The organism is Sporosarcina sp. FSL K6-1522 (genome assembly GCF_038622445.1).
GTDB lineage: Bacteria > Bacillota > Bacilli > Bacillales_A > Planococcaceae > Sporosarcina.
Genome location: NZ_CP152019.1, coordinates 2,967,773 through 2,988,126, shown reverse-complemented (window position 1 = coordinate 2,988,126; position 20,354 = coordinate 2,967,773). Strand labels below are relative to the sequence as shown.

General features: G+C 38.0%; 15 protein-coding genes. 13 read left to right on the top strand and 2 right to left on the bottom strand.

Annotated features, from left to right (window positions below; translation table 11 throughout):
* The 13 genes from merA (at nt 1) to MKY34_RS14650 (ending at nt 16,542) form a co-directional block, all read left to right on the top strand.
* Nucleotides 1-1,638: a mercury(II) reductase gene (merA, locus tag MKY34_RS14710; RefSeq protein ID WP_342511831.1), complete on the top strand. Its 1,638-nt coding sequence runs from the start codon at nt 1-3 to the stop codon at nt 1,636-1,638.
* 209 nt (nt 1,639-1,847) lie between these two features.
* Nucleotides 1,848-2,195, top strand: a complete 348-nt coding sequence (locus MKY34_RS14705) for a metalloregulator ArsR/SmtB family transcription factor (protein WP_342511830.1) — start codon at nt 1,848-1,850, stop codon at nt 2,193-2,195.
* Nucleotides 2,196-2,210: 15 nt separating this feature from the next.
* Entirely contained in the window at nt 2,211-3,509 is a 1,299-nt protein-coding gene (locus MKY34_RS14700) for an arsenic transporter (RefSeq protein ID WP_342511828.1), read from the top strand.
* A gap of 24 nt (nt 3,510-3,533) precedes the next feature.
* Nucleotides 3,534-3,953 (top strand): arsenate reductase (thioredoxin), encoded by a 420-nt coding sequence (gene arsC, locus MKY34_RS14695; protein WP_342511827.1) that lies wholly within the window; start codon nt 3,534-3,536, stop codon nt 3,951-3,953.
* A gap of 89 nt (nt 3,954-4,042) precedes the next feature.
* Nucleotides 4,043-4,402 (top strand): arsenite efflux transporter metallochaperone ArsD, encoded by a 360-nt coding sequence (gene arsD, locus MKY34_RS14690; RefSeq protein WP_342511825.1) that lies wholly within the window; start codon nt 4,043-4,045, stop codon nt 4,400-4,402.
* 12 nt (nt 4,403-4,414) lie between these two features.
* On the top strand, nt 4,415-6,190 hold the full coding sequence (arsA, locus tag MKY34_RS14685; protein ID WP_342511824.1) for an arsenical pump-driving ATPase: 1,776 nt from the start codon (nt 4,415-4,417) through the stop codon (nt 6,188-6,190).
* 46 nt (nt 6,191-6,236) lie between these two features.
* Entirely contained in the window at nt 6,237-6,518 is a 282-nt protein-coding gene (locus tag MKY34_RS14680) for an iron-sulfur cluster biosynthesis family protein (RefSeq protein ID WP_342511823.1), read from the top strand.
* A gap of 128 nt (nt 6,519-6,646) precedes the next feature.
* A protein-coding gene (locus MKY34_RS14675; protein WP_342511822.1) for an IS3 family transposase occupies nt 6,647-7,788 on the top strand; the annotation gives its coding sequence in 2 pieces (ribosomal slippage) (nt 6,647-6,917 and nt 6,917-7,788; 1,143 coding nt in all).
* 386 nt (nt 7,789-8,174) lie between these two features.
* On the top strand, nt 8,175-8,987 hold the full coding sequence (locus tag MKY34_RS14670) for a TnsA endonuclease N-terminal domain-containing protein (protein WP_342511821.1): 813 nt from the start codon (nt 8,175-8,177) through the stop codon (nt 8,985-8,987).
* Nucleotides 8,988-9,016: 29 nt separating this feature from the next.
* Nucleotides 9,017-11,185: a transposase gene (locus MKY34_RS14665; protein ID WP_342511820.1), complete on the top strand. Its 2,169-nt coding sequence runs from the start codon at nt 9,017-9,019 to the stop codon at nt 11,183-11,185.
* Nucleotides 11,175-12,884, top strand: a complete 1,710-nt coding sequence (locus tag MKY34_RS14660) for an ATP-binding protein (protein ID WP_342515270.1) — start codon at nt 11,175-11,177, stop codon at nt 12,882-12,884. Before MKY34_RS14665 ends, MKY34_RS14660 begins: the two co-directional genes overlap by 11 nt.
* A gap of 11 nt (nt 12,885-12,895) precedes the next feature.
* Nucleotides 12,896-14,818: a TnsD family Tn7-like transposition protein gene (locus MKY34_RS14655; protein ID WP_342511819.1), complete on the top strand. Its 1,923-nt coding sequence runs from the start codon at nt 12,896-12,898 to the stop codon at nt 14,816-14,818.
* An 11-nt stretch (nt 14,819-14,829) separates the two neighbouring features.
* Entirely contained in the window at nt 14,830-16,542 is a 1,713-nt protein-coding gene (locus tag MKY34_RS14650; RefSeq protein ID WP_342511818.1) for a TnsD family transposase, read from the top strand.
* 418 nt (nt 16,543-16,960) lie between these two features.
* Here the strand turns inward: MKY34_RS14650 and MKY34_RS14645 are convergent, their stop codons facing one another.
* On the bottom strand, nt 16,961-18,448 hold the full coding sequence (locus MKY34_RS14645) for a catalase (RefSeq protein ID WP_342511817.1): 1,488 nt from the start codon (nt 18,446-18,448) through the stop codon (nt 16,961-16,963).
* A 264-nt stretch (nt 18,449-18,712) separates the two neighbouring features.
* On the bottom strand, nt 18,713-19,981 hold the full coding sequence (ilvA, locus tag MKY34_RS14640; protein ID WP_342511816.1) for a threonine ammonia-lyase IlvA: 1,269 nt from the start codon (nt 19,979-19,981) through the stop codon (nt 18,713-18,715).
* Nucleotides 19,982-20,354: the final 373 nt, after the last annotated feature.

Sequence of the window (20,354 nt, the reverse complement as noted above, 5' to 3'; positions counted from 1 at the left end):
ATGAAAAGATATCGAATAAGCGTTCAAGGTATGACCTGTACAGGCTGTGAAGAACATGTAGCTGTTGCACTTGAAAGCATAGGTGCAGGAGGGATAGAAGTAGATTACCACCGTGGTGAAGTAGTATTTGGGCTACCGAATGGCGTCGAGGTTGAAGCAGCAAAAACAGCGATTCTTGAAGCGAACTATCAACCAGGAAAAGAAGAAGTACAATCGCAAGAAATGTTGCATTTGGCTGATGAAGGTGATTATGATTACATCATTATAGGTTCTGGTGGGGCTGCCTTTTCATCTGCTATCGAAGCTGTGAAATACGGTGCAAAAGTAGCAATCATTGAACGTGGTATGGTGGGTGGAACATGTGTGAATATTGGCTGTGTTCCTTCAAAGACTTTGCTGCGGGCTGGAGAAATCAATCATCTGGCAAAAAATAATCCATTCATCGGATTACACACATCGGCTGGAGACGTTGATTTGTCATCATTGATTAAGCAGAAAGATGAGCTAGTAACGGACCTTCGAAACTCAAAATATGTGGATCTGATTGATGACTACGGCTTTGAATTAATCAAAGGCGAAGCGAAATTCGTGGACGAAAAAACAGTTGAAGTGAATGGCATGAAATTATCAGCAAAACGGTTCTTAATCGCGACAGGTGCTTCACCAGCAGTGCCCAACATTCCTGGATTAGATGAGGTCGATTATTTAACAAGCACGACTTTGTTGGAATTAAAGAAGGTCCCTAAACGTCTTACGGTCATCGGTTCAGGCTATATCGGCATGGAATTAGGACAACTTTTTCATAACCTAGGCTCAGAAGTCACATTGATGCAAAGAAGCCCACGTCTGTTAAAGGAATACGATCCTGAGGTTTCAGAAGCAATCACGCAAGCCTTGACAGAACAAGGTGTCAACTTAGTTACTGGAGCATCCTTCGAACGAATTGAACAAGCTGGAGACATTAAAAAGGTCTATGTTGAGGTCAATGGTGAGAAGCGAATAATTGAGGCAGATCAATTGCTGGTCGCTACAGGAAGAACACCAAATGCGGCTACTTTGAATTTACACGCAGCAGGGGTTGAAGTAGGCGCCCGTGGTGAAATTATGATCGATGAGTATTCAAAAACAACGAATTCACGCATCTATGCAGCAGGAGATGTGACGCTTGGTCCTCAATTTGTATATGTGGCAGCTTATCAAGGTGGAATTGCAGCAGGAAATGCCATCGGAGGACTAAATAAAAAGCTGAATTTAGAAGTGGTTCCGGGGGTTACGTTTACAGCCCCAGCGATTGCAACCGTTGGTTTAACGGAGCAACAGGCAAAAGAAAAAGGCTATGAGGTGAAAACATCCGTCTTGCCTTTAGATGCCGTTCCGAGAGCTTTGGTTATTCGAGAAACAACAGGTGTGTTTAAGTTGGTGGCAGACGCGAAAACATTGAAAATTTTAGGGGCTCATGTGGTGGCAGAAAACGCAGGAGACGTAATTTATGCAGCAACATTGGCTGTTAAATTCGGTTTAACCGTGGAGGATCTCCGTGAAACCCTAGTCCCCTATTTAACAATGTCAGAAGGGTTAAAATTAGCTGCCCTTACGTTTGATAAAGATGTATCAAAATTATCTTGCTGTGCAGGATAATGATTTTTTATTATGCTGAGCTGATATTTCTTGAAATAAGTAAACTTTGATTGCAAGTCTTATGAAAACGAGTAATCAAAAGGGCTACCTTCTTCGGGTGGCCTTTTTGATTTTGAAGGATAAAACGATTTATATTTTCCAAAATGAATAGCACACTTGCATATATAAGCATATGATTATATGATAGTGAAGAAATGGAGGGATGGTCTATGAATAAAACTGTGACGACAGATATGCAAAGGGCATCACAACTATTAAAATTGCTTGGAGATCAAACGCGTTTGACGATGATGAAATTGCTACAATCACATGATTGCTGCGTCTGTGAGTTTGTTGAGATTTTCAAAATGAGTCAACCGGCGATTAGCCAGCACTTGCGTAAACTAAGGGATATTGAGTTGGTGAAAGAAACGCGTAAAGGAAAATGGATTTTCTACTCAATCAATGAAAATCATGAAGATTATCCGTTTATAAAAGGTATTCTTGAGCATCTACCCGGACAAGACGGATTAGTAACTGAACTGGAAGCGCAAGGATTGCGCATTTGTTGTGAGTAAGGAGGAGAACGAGCGTTGACTTCAGTTATTATCGCATCATTGATTTTCATAATCACACTGATTTTTGTCATTTGGCAGCCAAGAAACTTATCGATTGGCTGGTCTGCCTGTATCGGTGCAGTGGTCGCTTTATTAGTAGGAGTAGTTAATTTTCAGGACGTCATAGACGTAACGGGAATTGTATGGAATGCTACACTTGCTTTCATTGCCATCATCATTATCTCATTAATCTTAGACGAAATCGGATTCTTCGAGTGGTCTGCCCTACATATGGCCAGATTAGCCAAAGGTAGTGGAATTCGCATGTTTATTTACGTCAGCCTTCTAGGTGCAGTAGTTGCAGCGTTGTTCGCAAATGACGGGGCTGCCCTCATACTCACGCCAATTGTGCTTGCAATGGTACGAAATTTGGATTTCAATGAAAAAATGATTTTCCCTTTCATCATTGCCAGTGGTTTTATTGCAGATACGACTTCACTACCGTTAGTTGTGAGTAACTTAGTCAATATTGTTTCGGCAGACTTTTTCGGTATCGGCTTTGTTGAGTATGCATCTCGTATGATTATCCCGAATTTATTTGCATTAGTAGCGAGTATTTTAGTGTTGTTGTTATTCTTCCGTAAAAGTATTCCAAAAGACTATAAAGTATCAGACCTAAAAGAACCGAAAGATGCTATCAAAGATATCAAGATGTTTCGACTAGCTTGGGTAATCTTAAGCGTGTTACTTGTAGGTTATTTCTCTAGTGGCTTTACGGGATTGCCTGTCTCTATTATTGCTGGGCTTACGGCGATATTCTTTATGGCTATGGCACAAAGAAGTCCCGCTGTTCAAACAAAACAAGTGCTTAAAGGAGCACCTTGGGCCATCGTATTCTTCTCTGTTGGGATGTACGTTGTCGTCTATGGATTGCGTAATGTCGGCTTAACGGGTGTCTTGGGCGATGTCATTCAAATGGCTGCCAACCAAGGACTCTTTGTCGCAACGATTGTGATGGGCTTTATTGCGGCGATACTATCTTCGATTATGAATAATATGCCAACCGTTATGATTAACGCCTTAGCAATATCGGAAACGACTACAACAGAACCTATTCGAGAAGCATTGATTTATGCCAATGTCATTGGTTCGGATTTAGGTCCGAAAATTACGCCTATCGGTTCGTTAGCCACCTTATTATGGTTGCATGTTCTATCTCAAAAAGGTGTGAAAATCTCTTGGGGTAGCTATTTTAAAATCGGTATTATTTTAACAGTCCCTACACTCTTGATTACACTAATCGGACTGTATTTATGGCTATCATTCATACAATAAAACATTAAAAAGGGGATTTTCATTATGTCGAAAAAAACACTTTATTTCTTATGTACAGGTAACTCATGCCGTAGCCAAATGGCCGAAGGATGGGGCAAAAAGTATCTTGGTGATGAATGGCAAGTTCTTAGTGCAGGAATTGAAGCGCACGGAGTAAATCCGAATGCTGTTAAAGCTATGAATGAGGCTGGTGTTGACATTACGAATCAAACTTCGGATATTATTGATCAGCAAATCTTAAATAATGCGGATTTTGTTGTTACACTTTGTGGGGATGCTGCTGACAAGTGCCCGATGACACCATCACATGTAAAACGTGCGCATTGGGGATTTGATGACCCTGCAAAAGCAGAAGGAACAGATGAAGAAAAATGGGTATTTTTCCAGCGTGTACGTGATGAAATAGGGGCAAGGATTGAACACTTCGCTAAAACTGGGGAATAAGAAAAACAGGCTGTGGATTCACATCGAGGCTTTCCTTTTAATAAACATATAAGGATATAATTATGCAGTGATAAAGGAGATGTTTGTCAATGAAAAAGGTTGAAATATTTGATCCTGCAATGTGTTGTTCAACTGGTGTTTGCGGACCAAGTGTTGATCCAGAATTAACGCGCATTGCATCGGCTGTTTATTCACTAGAACAAAAGAAATTTGATATTACACGCTATAATCTTGGGAATGATCCAGGTGCATTTGTAGACAATGAAGTAGTCAATAAGGTACTTCTTGAAAAAGGCCCAGATGCCCTTCCTTTGATACTTGTGAATAATGAGGTTGTAAAAGTCGGTGCCTATCCAACGAATGAAGAGTTGGCTGAGTGGCTTGATGTAAAGGCTACTGAACTTCAGGAAAAACCACGCGTACGTGTTTCAGTCAAGTTCGATAAATAAGGGGGAATAACCTTGTATCCATTATTCAATCCTAACAAAACCGGACTCACTCCATTTTTGTTTTTTACCGGAAAAGGTGGTGTCGGGAAAACATCGACAGCCTGTGCGACAGCAGTGTCTCTTGCTGACCAAGGAAAAAAAGTACTTTTAGTAAGTACCGATCCTGCTTCAAATTTACAGGATGTTCTCGATGTAGAATTGACGAATGATCCACTAGCTATTCCAAGTGTAACTAATTTATTCGCGTGTAATATTGACCCGGAGGCATCAGCAAAAGCCTACCGTGAAAAAGTTGTCGGTCCTTATCGGGGGAAGTTGCCAGATGCTGTTCTCTCAACGATGGAAGAACAGTTATCTGGTGCTTGTACAGTTGAGATTGCTGCATTCGATGAATTTTCTCATCTGTTATCCGATGAAGAGGTATTAAATCAATATGATCACGTATTATTTGATACTGCGCCGACTGGACACACACTGCGTCTATTACAATTACCAACTGCATGGACCGGATTCTTAGAGGAAAGCACGCATGGGGCATCATGCTTGGGTCCACTATCAGGTCTTGGAGAGAAAAAAGAGTTGTATGCGAAGGCTGTTGAATCTCTTTCTAATCCGGAAAAAACGACTTTGATTTTGGTTGCGCGACCGGATGGATCTTCTTTAGTTGAAGCGAATAGGGCTTCTTTAGAGCTAAAGGATATTGGCATAAAAAATCAGCTACTTATTATTAATGGGCTTCTTCAGACGCATCGTCCCGATGATAATGTATCAACCGCGTTTTATGAGCGACAGCGCCGTGCATTGAAAGAAACGCCAGAAGCATTAAAACAGGTTGTGACGTTCTCCCTTCCATTCGTTTCGTATTCATTGACGGGAGTTGATAACCTTCGGCACTTATTTAGTTCATATACTATGACTGCATTTGAAGATGACAGCCTCGGCAAAGAAACGATTCACCTTCCTGGCTTACACAAAGTAATCGATGACTTTTCTTCGAAAAACATACGTGTGATCTTCACAATGGGTAAAGGTGGAGTTGGTAAAACGTCGATTGCATCTGCAATTGCGGTCGGCCTCTCTGAGAAAGGTCATCGCGTTCATTTGACTACAACAGACCCAGCAGCACATCTCGCGTACACGTTTGAAGGTAGTGCATTGCGAGACAATCTGACCATTAGCAGCATTAATCCAGAGGTTGAAGTCGAAAAATACCAGCAAGAGGTACTTTCTACAGCAGGAGAAGGGTTGGACGAAGAAGGCCTTGCGTATTTGAAAGAAGACCTAGAATCACCATGTACAGAAGAAATTGCTTTGTTCAGAGCATTTGCCGACGTAGTAGAGAAATCGGAAAATGAAATTGTTGTTATTGATACGGCACCGACCGGACACACATTGTTATTGCTGGATTCAACGGAAGCATATCATAAGGAAATGAGCCGTTCGACTGGTGATGTACCAGAAAGTGTGAAGAAGCTTCTTCCACGTTTAAGAAATCCACAAGAAACAGGTGTGGTCATTGTAACATTAGCTGAAGCAACACCTGTTTTAGAAGCTGCACGATTGCAGGAAGATCTCAAACGTGCACAGATTGATCCTAAGTGGTGGGTCATCAATCAAAGTCTATATGCAACGGATACAACTGATACTGTCTTAAAAGGGCGTGCAGTCTCCGAAATAGAGTGGATTAAAAAAGTCAAAGAAGAACTAGCACCGCAATGCGCAGTGATTCCATGGTTACATGAAGAAAAGATAGGCTATGATAGTTTGAAAGAATTTATTGACGCATAAAATAACACGATGCAAAATAATGGATGGGAAAGGAAGGAACATAAAAATGAACATTACGAATGAAGCGAAACAATATATTCAGGCCATGTTGGAAGAGCAGCAAGCAAAAGGACTTCGAGTCTATGCAGTTGAGGGAGGATGTTGCGGGCCGCAAATTGGCTTATCACTCGATATGCCTGAGGAGTCGGATACTGTTTCTGTTATTAATGAAATCTCTGTTGCCATTGCTCCACAGGCTAAAGGAATTATCAGCGATTTAACGTTGGACTTTGAATCTGAAGGTGAACAATCTGGTTTAGTCATGATTGGTGCACCGAATAACTGTTAAGTAGAAAAGAACCACGATATTTGTATACAAACGGCACTGACCTAAAAAAATGAGACAAATAAAAACACCTTTCGTTGAAAAATGGGTATTACTATCCTAACTAGACAACGTGGAGGTGTTTTTTTTCTATGGGAACAAGAGTAAGTTATCCAGTAGAAGTGAAAATGAAAGCAATTGAAATGCGGTTAGCTGGGGTGCCAGTAAAAGAAGTATTGGAAGAATTGAACATTCGAAACCATACGCAACTCAAAACATGGATGCGTTGGTATAAGAATGGAGAGCTACATCGACTTGAACAACCTGTTGGAAAACAATATACCTTCGGTAAAGGGCCAGAATATGAAAATGAAACAACGAAATTACTAGCAGAGAATCGTTATCTTAAGCAACAAATTGAGGTCTTAAAAAAGTACGCAGAGTTGGAGAGGAAGTGGTTCCCAAAGTAGTGATCGAGTTGGTGGAAGACTTAAAAGGAATCATTTCCATAGGTGAAATCTGTCGCCATCTAGGTGTAGGTCGCTCATCGTACTACCGTTGGAAAAAGGATGCGGACAGACCAACAAGGAAGGAGATTCGAAATCAGCAGATTGGCGACTTGTGTGAACAGCATAAGTTCCGCTATGGTTATCGAAAAATTGCAGCCTTGTATCGAGGAGTTTGTGAGAAGACGGTGCAGCGCGTGATGCAAAAGTATGGCTGGCAATGTCGGGTAAAGGTGAAGAAACGGAAACGCACTGGACAGCCAGCGTACGTCGCACCGAATTTATTGACACGGAATTTTACAGCATCTAAGCCCTTCGAAAAGCTAGTTACAGATATTACCTACTTGCCTTTTGGTCAATCAATGATGTATCTTTCAAGTATTCTCGATGTCTACAATGGAGAAATTGTGGCACAAACTATTGGTTTTAGGCAAGACACGGTCTTCGTGTTGGACACACTCGATCAATTGCCACAGCTGCCAGGAGGCTGTATTTTGCATAGTGATCAAGGTTCTGTTTACACATCCTATGCTTATCAGAAAGCAGTCAAAGAAAAAGGAATTACCATGAGCATGTCCCGCAAAGGCACGCCAGCTGATAATTCCCCAATTGAAACGTTTCATTCCACGCTAAAGTCTGAAACGTTCTATCTCGACGATATCTATCGTACAACGAATGCATGTGTGATACAGATCGTCGAAGAATACATTAATTATTATAACAATACCCGAATTCAAACGAAACTAAACAGCCAATCGCCGGTTCAATACCGACAATTGGCTGTATGATAAGGTGTTTTATTCTTGTCTCAAAAAGAGTAGTCAGTGCCAACAGACGAGGGCTCCTTTTAAGGGAATCTCGTCTGTTTTCGTATTCTATTAAACAAATTTGCAACAAAGTTGAAGTACTCAGTTTAGAAATGAAGATTCCAGTATATGCTACTAAAACCCCACTTGATTGCAAGTGTAAATAGGATAGTGCGGATATTTTTATATGTACATCTATTTAAACTACCTAGGTTTCTGTAATTAGGAAAAGGGGAATATTTAAATTATATATATTTGGGAGAAACAATACAAAGGTAATTACGGCTTTTGCGATAATTATTGTTACCATCTTTGAGGCACATAATGGAATATCGTTATGCGCCTTTTCGTATATCGGAGGGGATAAAATGAATAATTACATTATTAGTAAGTCACATTTGAATCGTTTGAAAGATGGGAGGGGCCAAGGAAGAGGTAGAGAGTATGTACCTTTTATACAAACAAATGACAATAAAGTAGCTTCTGAAGGCTGGCTAACAAGGACATTAGGTTGGAAGACTGGAAGAATACATCACACACTATCTAAGCACGAATATCAGTTCCTTCTTGTTCAAGAATGGTCAGACAACATTGTCGATATTAGAGAGCAGTATCCATTAACCCCGATAGAAATGACTATGGAAATTGCAAGTAAATTAAATATTCGTCACCCACATTTAAAAGGTGAGAATGTTGTTATGTCAACCGATTTTATGCTCAGTGTAGTAAATAAGGATGAAGATATTATTGATGTTGCAAGGACGATAAAACCGGTGTCAAGACTGACGAAAAGAACATTAGAATTGTTTGAGATTGAAAGACGATATTTTCAGGAAATCGGAATAAATTGGGCAATGGTTTTTGATAAACCTAAACCAATAAATATGATTAGAAATATAGACTGGATGTATGATGCTAAATTTTTAGGTTCGCGTCCAGGTATTGACTTAGAAATGGTAGATCTAGTGGCTGGCCCGTTATTTAATTTACTTTCATCCTATAGTCCGAAGGATTCTATAAGTAAAAATTGTTTGAAAAGTGATGCGGAACTAGGACTGGAGGCAGGAACGTCATTATATATTATGCAGCACATGTTGGTAAACAAAGTATGGAAAACAGATATGAATCAACTTATTAGAGAAAATAGACCTCTAATTCTGGAAAGTAACAGTCCGTATTAGGTCTATGAAAACATAGGAGTTGAATATGAATGCTTTTATTGGAAAACACTATAATAGAATTTGATGATGTATCTAGCGAGAAATTGTTAATTGAAAGAATATTGTGGATTTCGGCAGATAAAAGTAAAGTAGTGCTTATGAATATTCAAGACAAAAAGAAGATGCAGTTTCCCTATTTCCGCCCATATCAGGATTTGGTTGAACAAATTGAAGTTGGGCTTGCGAGAATATATTATTCAGAACCCGACTTGAGGTTACATGCACCGGATGAAGAGTATTCAAGGACGTACTTAGAAGATCGCGATTTTAAATGGGCCATTATCGAACCGATGGTTACGAGAGAACCAGAAATATACTTACCAGAATTTCGAGGTGCATTTGTTAGAGATGCAATGAATACTACAGGGAAACCTAGAAAAACTATTCATGACTGGTTAAAAAAATATTGGTTCTATGGAAAATCTATTAACGGGTTATTAAAAAATTATCTAGATTGCGGAGTAGTTGATAGAGAGTATGTAAAGAAATCGGGACCTAAATCAGAGGATGGTAATGAATATATTATACGTGCAGAGGATAAAGAGAATTTTCGATGGGCAATAAAAAAATTTCATATCGATAAAAGTTTAACTATTAAAGAAACATATAAAAAACTGTTACAAAGTAAATATAAAACGGGTTATTATCGAGAATTTAATGAAATGATTCCAATCGTTGAACCCGAAAAATGTCCAACTGAAAGACAATTTCGCTATTGGTATGACAAGGAATATAACTCAAAGCAAAAATACGGCGCAAAATACGGCAAGAGAAAAGCAGAAATGAACGCAAGAGCTTTTATAGGAACACCAGAAGAAGACGTTCAAGGTCCCGGTGCTTATTACGAAATCGACTCAACACCTGCCGATGTAATTCTTGTGTCATTAGATAGAGAAACGGTCATAGGAAGAGCACACGTATACTTTGTCAAAGATGTTATGTCCCGTATGATTGTAGGGGTCCATATTTGTACCACTCCATCTTGGGAAGAAGAAATGGTAGCATTAGAAAATGCATCTACAAATAAAGTTGAATACTGTTCAAGGTTCGGGATAGAAATAACAGAAGAAGATTGGCCATGCCAACATCTCCCTAAATCTATAGCTGGTGATCGCGGAGAACATAAAAGTAAAAACTCTAATAACTTAGTTGGCATTAATGTGAGAGTAAGAAATACACCTTCCTATCGTGGAGATTTTAAGCCTTATGTTGAGCAACAATTTCGCAGATATAATGCAAGGGTTCGAGAGTCAATGACAGAAAGTGCGGTTCGAAAGGAGTATCGAGAAAGAGGTGATAAGAACCCAGAAAACTATGCTGTGCATACAATTGAGGCCTTTTCTATATTGACTATCTTATTTGTTCTTGAGTTCAACAAATCTGGTTTACCAGATGAATTTGTAATTACAAAAGAAATGTTCCAAGAAAAAGTAGAATTGACGCCGTTAGGGATGTGGAACTGGGGGTTAAAAAAGAATCTACTTCACGAAATGCCAAGAAATCTAATTAGATTAAATTTACTACCGAATGGAGAAGGCTTGGTCACTAGAAGTGGCATTTCATTTAAAAAAATGTGTTTTTCCTCTGATAGAGGTTTTGAGGAGGGATGGTTTGAACAGGAGAGCATCTATGGAGAAAAAAATATACTAGTGAATTATGATCCGAGAAATTGCAGTAGTATATTTCTTAAGTTAAAGGATGGAACGTTTGAACAATGCTTTCTAACACCTAAATTTAGGGAGTATGAGGATTTACATTTTAATGATGTTAAGGTTTTGATGAATTATAAGAACAAGCAGCTCAAACAGTTGAAAAAACAGCGGGTAAATATAGAAGCACCCCTAGATGCTGTTGCCGAAAGCTTATCTATATCTGAATCTGAGAAAACGAAAACTGCACAAAGAGGGAAAAAGAAATCGGGGAAATTCGAAAATAAACGTCTCGCACGCAATTTAGATAAGAGAACTATCTCTAGTGGGGATGCATGGACCACAGTTGATAAAGAGAAAGTCATTGATCATGTAAGTAATGAGGGTGAATTCTCAATTGAAAATGAAAATACAGATGGTGTTTCTGAAATAACAAAAATGACGGAAATGCAGCTTTTCCTAATGTCTAAAAACAAGGAAAGACGTGAAAACCGTGGAAATGAAAAGTGATCGATTTATCTATTTAAAAGGTTATCAAGTAAATGCAGAATATAACGAACAAATTGTACCTGAGAATAGTGGAAATCCTTTTATAGAGGCGCTTCCTAAGCGATTATCGCGAGAAGTTCTATACGATCAGCTATATTCAACTCCAAAATTTAATGGAAATATAGAAGATTTAGATGATGAAGATCGAATTGAATTGATTCAGCAGATAAAACCTAGTTTTTGGTTACCTCTTACTTCCCATTTTAATAAATATCGTAGTTTATACAATATGATAAAAATTGGTTACCAATCCAGAAACCCTATGACACCAATGTATCATAGGCATCTCTCTGTTGGATATGACAAGATATTAGAACATGGCACTGATGAGAATGGATTAAATATACTAGGACATATTCAAACCGCTCAACAGTGTGCTGAAATAGGATTAAGTGGTATGGGGAAATCAAGGTCATATGATAAACTTTTATCGCTAATTCCCCAAGTAATACATCATACTAATTACATGGATAAGCAATTGACTTGTAAACAAGTAGTATGGCTTAAGATTGAATGTCCTAGCAATAAATCTATAGGTGCTTTATGTCGGAATTTCTACACAGCAGTTGATGATTTGTTAGGAACAACATATTATGCAGATTTAGCTGAAAAAGATGGCAGAATTGAAGCTCTAGCAAAACGCATGGCAAAAGTAGCTGGTTTAATAAATTTGGGCATTTTAGTAATTGATGAAATTCAAAGAGTAAACCGTGCACATTCAGGTGGAGACGAGAAAATGATTGATTTCATTACAGAACTAACTAATTCAATTGGTATTCCAATTATTATTATTGGTACTTTTAAAGCGCTTTATATTTTTAAGACAAGTTTAGCAAATACTCGTAGAGGAGTAGCAGATAGCTATGGGGAAAACATTACAGACAGAATGAAAGATGAATGGGAATGGGAACAGTTCATCGAGAGTTTGTGGGATTTACAATATACTAAAAGCTTCACTGAAATAACATCGGAAATCAAATCTGCGATGTATTATCATACAATTGGTATTCCTGATTTCGCAGTCAAACTCTTTATGCATGTACAATCCCATGCAATTCTTTACAGCGATACCGAGAAGATAGATGTTGATATGATAGAGAAAGTTGCTAATAAAACATTGAGGCTAGTACAGCCTATATTTGAACGTATTAGAAATGGAGACGAAGTAGATCCTAAGGAGTTCGATGATCTAAAACCAGATTGGATCTCATTTAATAGTTATCTTATGGATATTCGTCACCGTATTCAAATTGACGGTCAAATGTCAGAGGAACATAAAAGAATTATATTGCAAAAAAATAAAAAAACATTGATTGAGCAGCTATCCAGTTTTGCCTCGAAAATGGGCTGTACAGTTGAAGATGCAAAAAAATATGCAATAACGGTTGAAAGAGAAAACAGTGGTTCTCAAGATAATGAAAAGTTGTATGCTGAAGTAGCAAAATTGGTGCTAGAACATAGAGGAAGTCAAAAAAACGTAGAAAGTATTGAACAAGTTAACAAAGAGAATAAAAAACGGAAGAAACGACCTGAAGAGTTTGATTCGGATGATATAAGGTTCATTGCTTTTGAAGGATTAAAGGGAAATAAGACTGCGGATGAGGCTCTTCGAGATGCTGGATTAGTAAGTTCGTATGACGAATTTATTATTAGTGAGTAAGGAGACTTGATATGGGCTCAATTATTTCATTTCCATCAATGTATCCAGATGAAGATTTTAGAAGTATTTTATTTCGATACCAATTACGTTCTCCGCATGTCTCTTATCTGAAGATTAGAAAAGAGTTATTAGGAAAAGCATTTACTCAAATGATTATATTCCCCGAAAATTTAATGAGTATCACTACACAACTTGGAGTCTCAAAAGATTTTATACTAAATGTCATAGATAATCATTCTTTTTACCCTTTTTTTCGTCCATTTGTTAATAGAGATTTGCACAATGATTTTACACATAAATTTTATTTCTCTGAACCTAGTCGAGGATTGTCTTCTATTACTAAAGATTTGGAAAAACAATTTCTCGCAGAGGAGATAAGGTATTGCTCTTCTTGTTTACTCAATGATTATGAAGTTTACGGAGAAGTGTACTTGCATAGAACACATCAATTTTCTTTTTTAACCGTTTGTCCAGTTCATGAAATCCCACTTATTCATAGCTGTTCAATATGTAATGTACCTTTTGTAAGCGATAATGCTAATTTGATGTTAATAGAACCTAAGTGCCCAAACGGTCATGATATCATTGAAGACAATAAATCGGAGTGGTTGGATACTTTTAAGTATGAGTTCTTAGATGATATTCAAACACTTATGGAAGCAAAGAATTTATCGTTAAATTATATTTTTCAAAAACTAATGGTTAATTTGGGGAACAGAGGATACATTCATTTTAAAGGAGGGACAATTTATAAGAAAAATCTAATTGCTGATGTCATTGACTTCTATGGCAGGGAAGTTTTGGGTGAACTCGGATTAAATATAAATGAACTTTTAAGAGCCAATGCGATTACTAATTTATTCGTGCCAGACCAGATGAGAAAGCAAATTGTATTTTACATTTTACTAATGCGTTTTTTCTCAGGGAGTGTAACTAACTTTTTAAAACAAGATGAATCTTATTTCTTTCCACTACCATTTGGCCTCGGACCGTGGGTTTGCAATAACCGAATATGTCCTTTTTTTAATCAAAAGGTGATAAATAAATGTAAGCGTAAAGTACATGAGTGGATAACTGGGTATTTTACGTGTGAACATTGTGGCATGACTTACTATAGAAAAGGTTTCCCTAGCGTAGAAGATGAAAGTCGATATTCAATTGAAACGATGGGCTCATTATTTACTCATAAAGCAATAATCTATTTTGAGAGTGGTATTAATATTAATCAGATTGCCGAGCTACTTCAAAATAACAGAAGAATTGTTAGAAAATATTTAAAGCCTTATAGGATGGAGTTACAAAGGCACTTAATGACAATGGAACAGAAAAATGCACATGATGAAATATTGCAAGTGAAACTCGAGGTAGCCGCAACTACTCAAAAAACAAAATTAGAATTATGTAAAGAAACTGTTCTTGAAGCGATTAGGATATTAGGAGAGGGTGCTAGTAGACCTCAAATTAGAAGATACAATATCCACAGATATGATTGGATAATGAAACATGATCGAGTTTGGATGGAATGTCATTTACCGGCTAGAAGAAAAATGTCTAGAATGTTGAATTTAGAAACCCTGGATGATGAAATGTACCAGCTTGTTTCAGCCGTGGTACCGAAAATATGGGAGAACCTCCCTCAAAAAAAGATTACAAAAAAAGAAATTCTTAAGGAGCTTCCCAGTTATGTAGAAGGTAGGTTACGTCAATACAGTGACTACTTACCGAAGACAATACAATTAATGGAGAATAGTTTAGAAACAGATGACCACTACCTAGTTCGTAATTTTCCACATGTAGTAGACTGGTTTAATAAGTCTCGATATAAAAAGTTATCGTTAAAATTAATTCAAAATAATTTCAAATCATATAAAAAGTGCTCACTTTCGGTTATACAATGGGTAGAGGGGCAAATCGATCAAATAAACAATTCATAAGGAGTGAAAAAATGCATTTTTTCCCCCCTCTTTATCCGGATGAATTATTGTATAGTGCATTAGCTAGATACCACACTTATTCAGGTAACGAGAGTATAAAAAAAACCAATAGAGATTTATTTGGGTGTAATACTGTTTGTTCCGCAACTGATCTACCATGCCGCCTAGATATACTAAGCAAGCGTATTCCAGGGGGAAATATCAGCAAAGAGAAATTGCTTCAAGAACACACTCTATTGCCTTATTATAGTCATTTTATATCTAGAGATCGTTTAGAAAAAATTCTATATGAAATGTACTTTAATTATGGAAGCTCGATTCATATGTTAGTGGGTTTAATAGCGAATGGAGTGAAGCCGCCACGAAATTTAAGGTACTGTACATTTTGTGTAAGGGATAATCGGAATCAATATGGCCTAGCATATTGGCATCGTTCGCATCAACTTCCTGGGGTTACAGTTTGTTATAAGCATCAGATTCAGCTCAGTGAATCCGATGTACTTTATGCGCAAAGAAGCAATAAGCATGAATTTGTTGCTTTAGACTCTATCACATTAAATCTAAGCACTGATGGAGTATTTGTAGAAAATCAGTTAAGTTTGTTTATTGCACAGAACTCATATTATTTATTAAATTTCAAATTTGAAGGGACTGTGTCAATAGATGATATCAGATATAGCTATTTAAACGAGTTACAAAAATTAAATATGCTATCAGCTAAAGGAAGAGTTAAATTCAGTAAACTTATTCCTATTTTCAACAATTATTATAGTCAAGATTTATTAGAATCGATGGGAAGTAAAGTGGAGGGTGTTAAACAGTATACTTGGATCCATAAGGTGCTACGAGGTTCAGGCGAAGCGATTCACCCGCTTCGCCATATTTTATTACACGCTTTTTTTGGCATGAATGTAGTTTCTACAATAAAAAAAGGTGATTTTAATATCACGGTTACCAATCCATTTGGTAGTGGTCCTTGGCCGTGTTTAAATAAAGCAGCAAGTCATTTTGGAGAAAAAATAATATTATCATGTGCTACAGCAAGGTGCTCTGATACCGGGAAACCAGTTGGAACTTTTACCTGTAACTGTGGATTTGTTTATGCACGTAGGGGGCCTGATATTTCTGAAATAGATCAAATGAAAATTGGTCGAATAAAAAAGTTTGGTGGTGTTTGGAAAACTAAACTTTACGAATTGTGGGCAGACGAAAAACTTTCTTTAAGAGAGAAAGCAAGACAGTTGGGGGTGGCTCCGCAAACCGTTAAACGAAAGGCTGAGTTTTTTTCAGAGACGAATAAATACAATAGTAATAAAACACATGAAAAGTTAAATCATATGAAAATAAAGAGAACTGAATGGTTGTCTTTTAAAGATGAAAAGCCCTCGTCACAAAGAACAGCAGTTTACAAATGGCTTTATAAACATGATAAGGATTGGTTAATGCAGAATAGGCCAAAGTATAGCAGATCTAAGCCTAATAATAATCGTATTGATTGGGTTCAAAGAGATGAGGAAATGGCAAAGCAGGTAAAGGAAATTGCGAATCAATTGAAATCAATAAAACATGTAAGGATAACTAAGACGGAAATTGGTAGGAAAATAGGGGCTTTATCTTTAATACAAAAAAGTCTACAAAAACTACCAAAAACTAAAAGAACACTGGAAAATGTTGTTGAAACAACGGAGCAATATCGAATCCGTAGAGCTGACCTAAATATCTAAGAACTAACAAGCGGTAACGGGATACTAAAAGTGTGGGAAATTGTGAAAATAGGGATTGAGTATAGTACCATTTTTTAAAAATCCAATAAAATCACTTCAATGTACTTTAATCATCGGTTACCAACTTTAATGTAAATCAGCTTGAAGTGAACATATGGGTTACCAACTTTAATGTAAATTCAACTTTTTCAAAATTAAGAAATTCCGTTGATTTTATAGGGTTTTCGGGTTACCAACTTTAATGTAACTGAACAACGGTAATAATGTTTCTGAAGAGAGATGATATATTTTTTCCTTAATTTGGTGACAAGGGATGCGAAGCGTCTATTTTTAGCTAGGGTTCATAGATATTCTAATATTTTACAGTAAATCAAAAAAGGAACAGCCAGATACGGCTATTCCTTTAGTAGGGTAATAATTATTTTGCTTCAAATGTCGCAGCTGCTTCTACTTCGCTCCAAGCGATACCAAGCGCATTAGCTACGCCTTGTCCGTAAGCTGGATCCGCTTTGTAGCAGTGTGCAATGTGACGAAGTTGGATATGTTTGTCAACGCCTTGCATATTGCGTCCAGTGTTTTCAAACAACACTTGCTGTTGTTCTGGGCTCATCAAGTTGAACAATTTACCTGGTTGCTCGAAGTAATTGTCATCATCCTCACGGAAGTTCCACTGATCTGCCGCACCAAATAGATCGAGTGCTGGATCTTTGTAGTTTGGTTGTTCTTGCCATTCACCATAGCTGTTTGGCTCATAATGCATTCTACTGCCATGGTTGCCATCAACACGCATCGCACCATCGCGGTGATAGCTGTGGAATGGACATTTCGGTTGATTGACCGGAATTTGGTGATGGTTGACACCTAGACGGTAACGTTGTGCATCACCGTATGAGAAGAGGCGGCCTTGCAACATTTTGTCTGGTGAGAAACTGATACCTGGCACAACGTTTGCCGGTGTGAAAGCAGCTTGCTCTACTTCTGCGAAATAGTTGTCTGGGTTACGGTTTAATTCGAATTCCCCTACTTCGATAAGTGGGAAGTCTTTTTTATACCAAACTTTTGTTAAGTCAAATGGGTTGTAAGGCATGTTTGCAGCTTGTTCTTCTGTCATTACTTGAATGTACATTTTCCATTTCGGGAAGTTACCGTTTTCGATGTTGTCATAAAGGTCACGCTGATGGCTTTCGCGATCTTTCCCGACAACGACTTCAGCTTCCTGATCTGTTAGGTTTTCGATACCTTGTTGTGAACGCATGTGGAATTTCACCCAAACGCGTTCGTTTTGAGCGTTAATCATACTGAATGTATGGCTTCCGAAACCGTGCATTGTACGATATGAACTTGGAAGACCACGATCACTCATAACGATTGTGACTTGGTGAAGCGCTTCAGGTAATGATGTCCAGAAATCCCAGTTATTATTAGCGCTACGCATATTTGTGCGTGGATCCCGTTTAACAGCATGGTTTAAGTCAGGGAATTGCATCGGGTCTCTAAAGAAGAATACAGGTGTGTTGTTACCAACAAGATCCCAGTTTCCTTCTTCTGTGTAGAAACGCGCAGCGAATCCACGAATGTCGCGTTCTGCATCAGCGCCGCCACGTTCGCCAGCAACCGTTGAGAAGCGAAGGAACATATCTGTTTTCTTACCAATTTCAGAGAATACTTTTGCTTTCGTATATTGTGAGATGTCATGCGTTACAGTAAATGTACCGTAAGCAGCTGAACCTTTTGCATGCATGCGACGCTCAGGAATTACTTCACGATCGAAATGTGCAAGTTTTTCGAGTAGCCAAACATCTTGTAATAAGATTGGACCTCTTGGACCGGCTGTCATTGAGTTTTGGTTATCGACGACGGGTGCACCTGCTGCAGTAGTTAGTTTTGGTTTTTGATTTTCAGTCATTCACTGTCACTCCTTAGATTGTTTTAAATCTTACATGATAATAATAACAAATAACGATTAGGTTTTCTAGTAAAGTGATTACTAACTATACAATTGTGAGAGGAGGCCGGGAATAGACTCACTTATTAAATGAGTAATAGGCTAGGGAAATGAGAATGTTGATAAATCTAATTATTTAGATTGTAACATGTTGAAGGCGGAAATAAGATATAGAAAGCTCCTATAGTGTCAAGGCTATAGGAGCTGATTGATTAGGTATTTTTTTTAAATGAGCAAGCCGAATAACGTGCTATCGTTGTTGACTTCTTTATAAGAGAAGCCGCATTCGTTCATGCGTTGGATAAGACCTGCATAGTCTTCTTTTCTTTTAATTTCAACACCGACGAGTCCAGGACCACTTTCTTTATTGTTTTTCTTCGTATATTCAAAGGTTGTAATGTCATCATCTGGACCGAGCACTTTATCCAAAAACTGACGCAGTGCGCCGGAGCGTTGCGGGAAGTTTACGATGAAGTAATAAAGTAAACCTTCATAAATTAATGATTTTTCTTTGATTTCTTGCATTCTTCCAATATCATTATTGCCGCCACTAATAATGCAGACAACGGATTTACCTTTGATTTGATCTTTATAGAAATCTAAAGCTGCGATTGGTAATGCACCTGCAGGTTCTGCAATGATGGCATGTTCGTTGTATAGGCTTAAAATTGCCGAGCAGACTTTGCCTTCGGGTACGGGAATGATATCGTCTACATATTGACTACAAACATCGAATGTCAGTTGACCGACGCATTGCACAGCCGCCCCATCGACAAACTTATCGATGGATTCTAACGTTGTAATGTGATCATTGTTAAAAGCCGCCTTCATACTTGCTGCACCTGCTGGCTCCACACCAACTATACGTGTCTGTGGGGATAAGTTTTTGATATAGGTGCTGACGCCAGAAATAAGACCGCCACCACCGATACTTGCAAAGATAAAATCAATAGGCTCTTCGATGTCATTCATCACTTCAACTGCAACAGTTCCTTGACCAGCAATAATATCAGCGTCATCGAAAGGATGAATGAAGATTCTGTCTTCTGCGACTGCACATTTTTCAGCTTCTGCAAAGGAATCGTCAAATGTGTCGCCGACTAAAATGATTTCAACGTAATTGCGGCCAAACATTCGCACCTGGTTCACTTTCTGTTTAGGTGTTGTTTGTGGCATATAAATTTTGCCGTCTATTCCTAAATGAGCACATGCATAGGCTACACCTTGCGCATGGTTACCCGCGCTGGCACAGATAATGCCTTTTTCACGCGCTTGATCTTCAAGTGTTTTAATCTTATAGTAGGCACCTCGTAGTTTAAAGGAACGAACATGTTGCAAGTCTTCCCTTTTAATATAGACATGGCAATCGTATTTTTCAGATAGACGTTCGTCCTTTTGTAGCGGCGTATGCACAACTACATCTTTTAACAACTGATTGGCAATAAGAATATCTTCTACTTGGATGTTTTTTTGTTCTGTGTTTGCTAGATACATATGCGATCATCTTCTTCCTTTTCATTTGAACATTTTTCAATGATACCATGAAATAGTTAAAAAGAACATAAGAATGTTCTCAATTATGCGTTAATTTATCTTCGTTCAGCAGAATACTCCCACCTCGATAGGTGGCGAGATGAATGCGGTTTTGTTTCCTGTTCAGTGGGTGTTCAACACCGGCTGAACGAAGATAAAGCCTCCGGCGGATGTCACAGATTTTTTAGGGGAGCATTTCGAGCGAGCTCGAAAAAAATCTGGACGCAATGACGCCGAGGTGTAATTGATCAAGAAATGAGCATGCCCTATTTCTTCAGGAGACAACATGCATTTCTATTCCAACTTATCTATTTTAATGTTAAAATAGATTTTG